The sequence below is a fragment of the Bradyrhizobium oropedii genome, from assembly GCF_020889685.1.
GTDB classification, from domain to species: domain Bacteria; phylum Pseudomonadota; class Alphaproteobacteria; order Rhizobiales; family Xanthobacteraceae; genus Bradyrhizobium; species Bradyrhizobium oropedii.
The window spans coordinates 1-2,396 of record NZ_JACMYO010000378.1 but is presented as its reverse complement, the minus strand read 5'-3'; the positions used below and the strand labels follow the sequence as shown (position 1 = coordinate 2,396).

At 66.1% G+C, this 2,396-nt stretch carries 3 protein-coding genes; 1 reads left to right on the top strand and 2 read right to left on the bottom strand.

The window, feature by feature from the left end; genetic code table 11:
* Positions 1-1,368 (top strand): RNA polymerase sigma factor RpoD (rpoD, locus tag H8A95_RS42575; protein ID WP_229188390.1); only part of this gene is annotated, 1,368 nt, incomplete at its 5' end.
* 100 nt (positions 1,369-1,468) lie between these two features.
* Here the strand turns inward: rpoD and H8A95_RS42570 are convergent.
* Positions 1,469-1,705 (bottom strand): hypothetical protein, encoded by a 237-nt coding sequence (locus H8A95_RS42570; protein WP_092124162.1) that lies wholly within the window; start codon positions 1,703-1,705, stop codon positions 1,469-1,471.
* Between the two features lie 120 nt (positions 1,706-1,825).
* Positions 1,826-2,396, bottom strand: a 571-nt coding sequence (locus H8A95_RS42565) for a CHAT domain-containing protein (RefSeq protein WP_229188389.1), incomplete at its 5' end; no start/stop codon positions are given.

The following is a 2,396-nucleotide window of genomic DNA, read 5'->3' as shown; positions in this document are numbered from 1 at the left end:
TTCCGCGCCGCGCCCGCCGGTGGCGAAGCCGGCGGCGAGGAGAAGGATCCGGGCGAGGCCGCCGCCGAGTCCGACATGGACGACGACGAATTCGAGAACCAGATGTCGCTCGCCGCCATCGAGGCCGAGCTGAAGCCGAAGGTGGTCGAGACCTTCGACAAGATCGCATCCGAGTACAAGAAGCTGCGCCGCCTGCAGGAGCAGGACATCGCCAACCAGCTGCAGAGCGAGTCGCTGTCGCCCTCGCAGGAGCGCAAGTACAAGAAGCTGAAGGACGAGATCATCGTCGAGGTGAAGTCGCTGCGCCTGAACCAGGCCCGCATCGACTCCCTGGTCGAGCAGCTCTACGACATCAACAAGAAGCTGGTCTCCTTCGAGGGCCGCCTGCTGCGCCTCGGCGACAGCCACGGCGTCGCGCGCGAGGACTTCCTGCGCAACTACCAGGGCTCGGAGCTCGATCCGCGCTGGCTCAACCGTGTCTCGAAGCTGTCGGCCAAGGGCTGGAAGAACTTCGTCCATCACGAGAAGGACCGCATCAAGGACCTGCGCCACGAGATCCAGTCGCTGGCGGCGCTCACCGGGCTCGAGATCGGCGAATTCCGCAAGATCGTGCACGGTGTGCAGAAGGGCGAGCGCGAGGCCCGTCAGGCCAAGAAGGAGATGGTGGAAGCCAACCTCCGTCTCGTGATCTCGATCGCCAAGAAGTACACCAACCGCGGCCTGCAATTCCTCGACCTGATCCAGGAAGGCAATATCGGCCTGATGAAGGCGGTCGATAAGTTCGAATATCGCCGCGGCTACAAGTTCTCGACCTACGCCACCTGGTGGATCCGGCAGGCGATCACCCGCTCGATCGCCGACCAGGCCCGCACCATCCGCATCCCGGTGCACATGATCGAGACGATCAACAAGATCGTCCGCACCTCGCGCCAGATGCTGAACGAGATCGGCCGCGAGCCGACCCCGGAAGAGCTCGCCGAGAAGCTCGGCATGCCCCTGGAGAAGGTCCGGAAGGTCCTCAAGATCGCCAAGGAGCCGCTGTCGCTCGAAACCCCGGTCGGTGACGAAGAGGATTCGCATCTCGGCGATTTCATCGAGGACAAGAACGCGATCCTGCCGATCGACGCCGCGATCCAGTCCAATTTGCGCGAGACCACGACGCGCGTGCTGGCCTCGCTCACCCCGCGCGAAGAGCGCGTGCTGCGCATGCGCTTCGGCATCGGCATGAACACCGACCACACGCTGGAAGAAGTCGGCCAGCAGTTCTCGGTGACGAGAGAGCGCATCCGCCAGATCGAAGCCAAGGCGCTGCGCAAGCTGAAGCACCCGTCACGGTCGCGGAAGCTGCGGTCGTTCCTCGACAACTAATGCCGTCATTGCCGGGCTTGACCCCGCAATCCATCGAAACAAAAACGGCGGGCCTGGGCCCGCCGTTTTTCGTTCTGATGAGGCAACCTGTCCGCGCGCGCTACTTCTTCTTGGCGCCGACCCGCTCGATGGTCTTGATCTCGAGCGGCGGGCGGCCGCCCTTTTCGGCGATCTCGCGGTCCTGCTCGCGCAGGAAGGCGCGCGCCGGCTCGTCGCCGTCCAGCCCGCCCAGCAGCTCCGATGGCACGCGGCGGTTGGAGCGCTGCGAGCCGTCTTCATAGAAGACGTTGAAGAAGGCGAATTCGCCTTTGGGATTGGTCCCGGGTTTTTTCGGCATGGGCGGCTTGTCCCTGATCGGCGCGCGGCTGTCAAAGCAAATTACCTGCCCCCCGTGCCGATCTGCCCTGCGCGATTCGGCGGCGTGGGGCCCTTGCGCCGCATATATGAGGCCTCCGCCTCAGCCCTCGAACAGCACGAACGCCGCCCACACGCTCGCGTCCCTGGCGCCCGCCACCTTGCCGTCGCGCGCGTCGCGCTTGGTCTGGCGCAACGCATCCGAATAGGTCAGGCCCTCGGCCAGATGCTCGTAGAAGCGCACGGTGAAGTTCGCGGTGCCTTCGTCGGCGACCGGCCACAGCGTCAACAGCGCGCGCCGCACGCCGGCGATGCCGAGCGCGGTCGGCAGGCCGCGCAGGCCGCTGACGAAGCTCTCGTCGCCGCGGCCGGTCTCGCAGGCCGACAGCACCAGGAGATCGAGCCCCGACAGGTCCCAGTCCATCAACTCGAAGGCATAGAGATAGCCGTCCTTCTCGTCGCGCAGCGGCCAGCGGCTGTCGCCGGCGCCCGACAGAACGATGCCGCTCTGCCACAGCGTGTCGAGGCCTCCCGCCGTGCTGTCGTGATAGAAGCCGTGCGTCGCCAGATGCGCGATGCGGGCCTTGCCGATCGCCTGGCGCAGCGCGGCTTCGCTGACGTCGCGCCCGCTCATCATCTCGACCGGCGCGCCGCGCGCGCGGGCGAGCTTCGCG

Coding starts and splice junctions, on each gene's coding strand:
- H8A95_RS42570 (WP_092124162.1), bottom strand. CDS start 1,705: ATGCCGAAAAAACCCGGGACCAATCCCAAAGGCGAATTCGCCTTCTTC.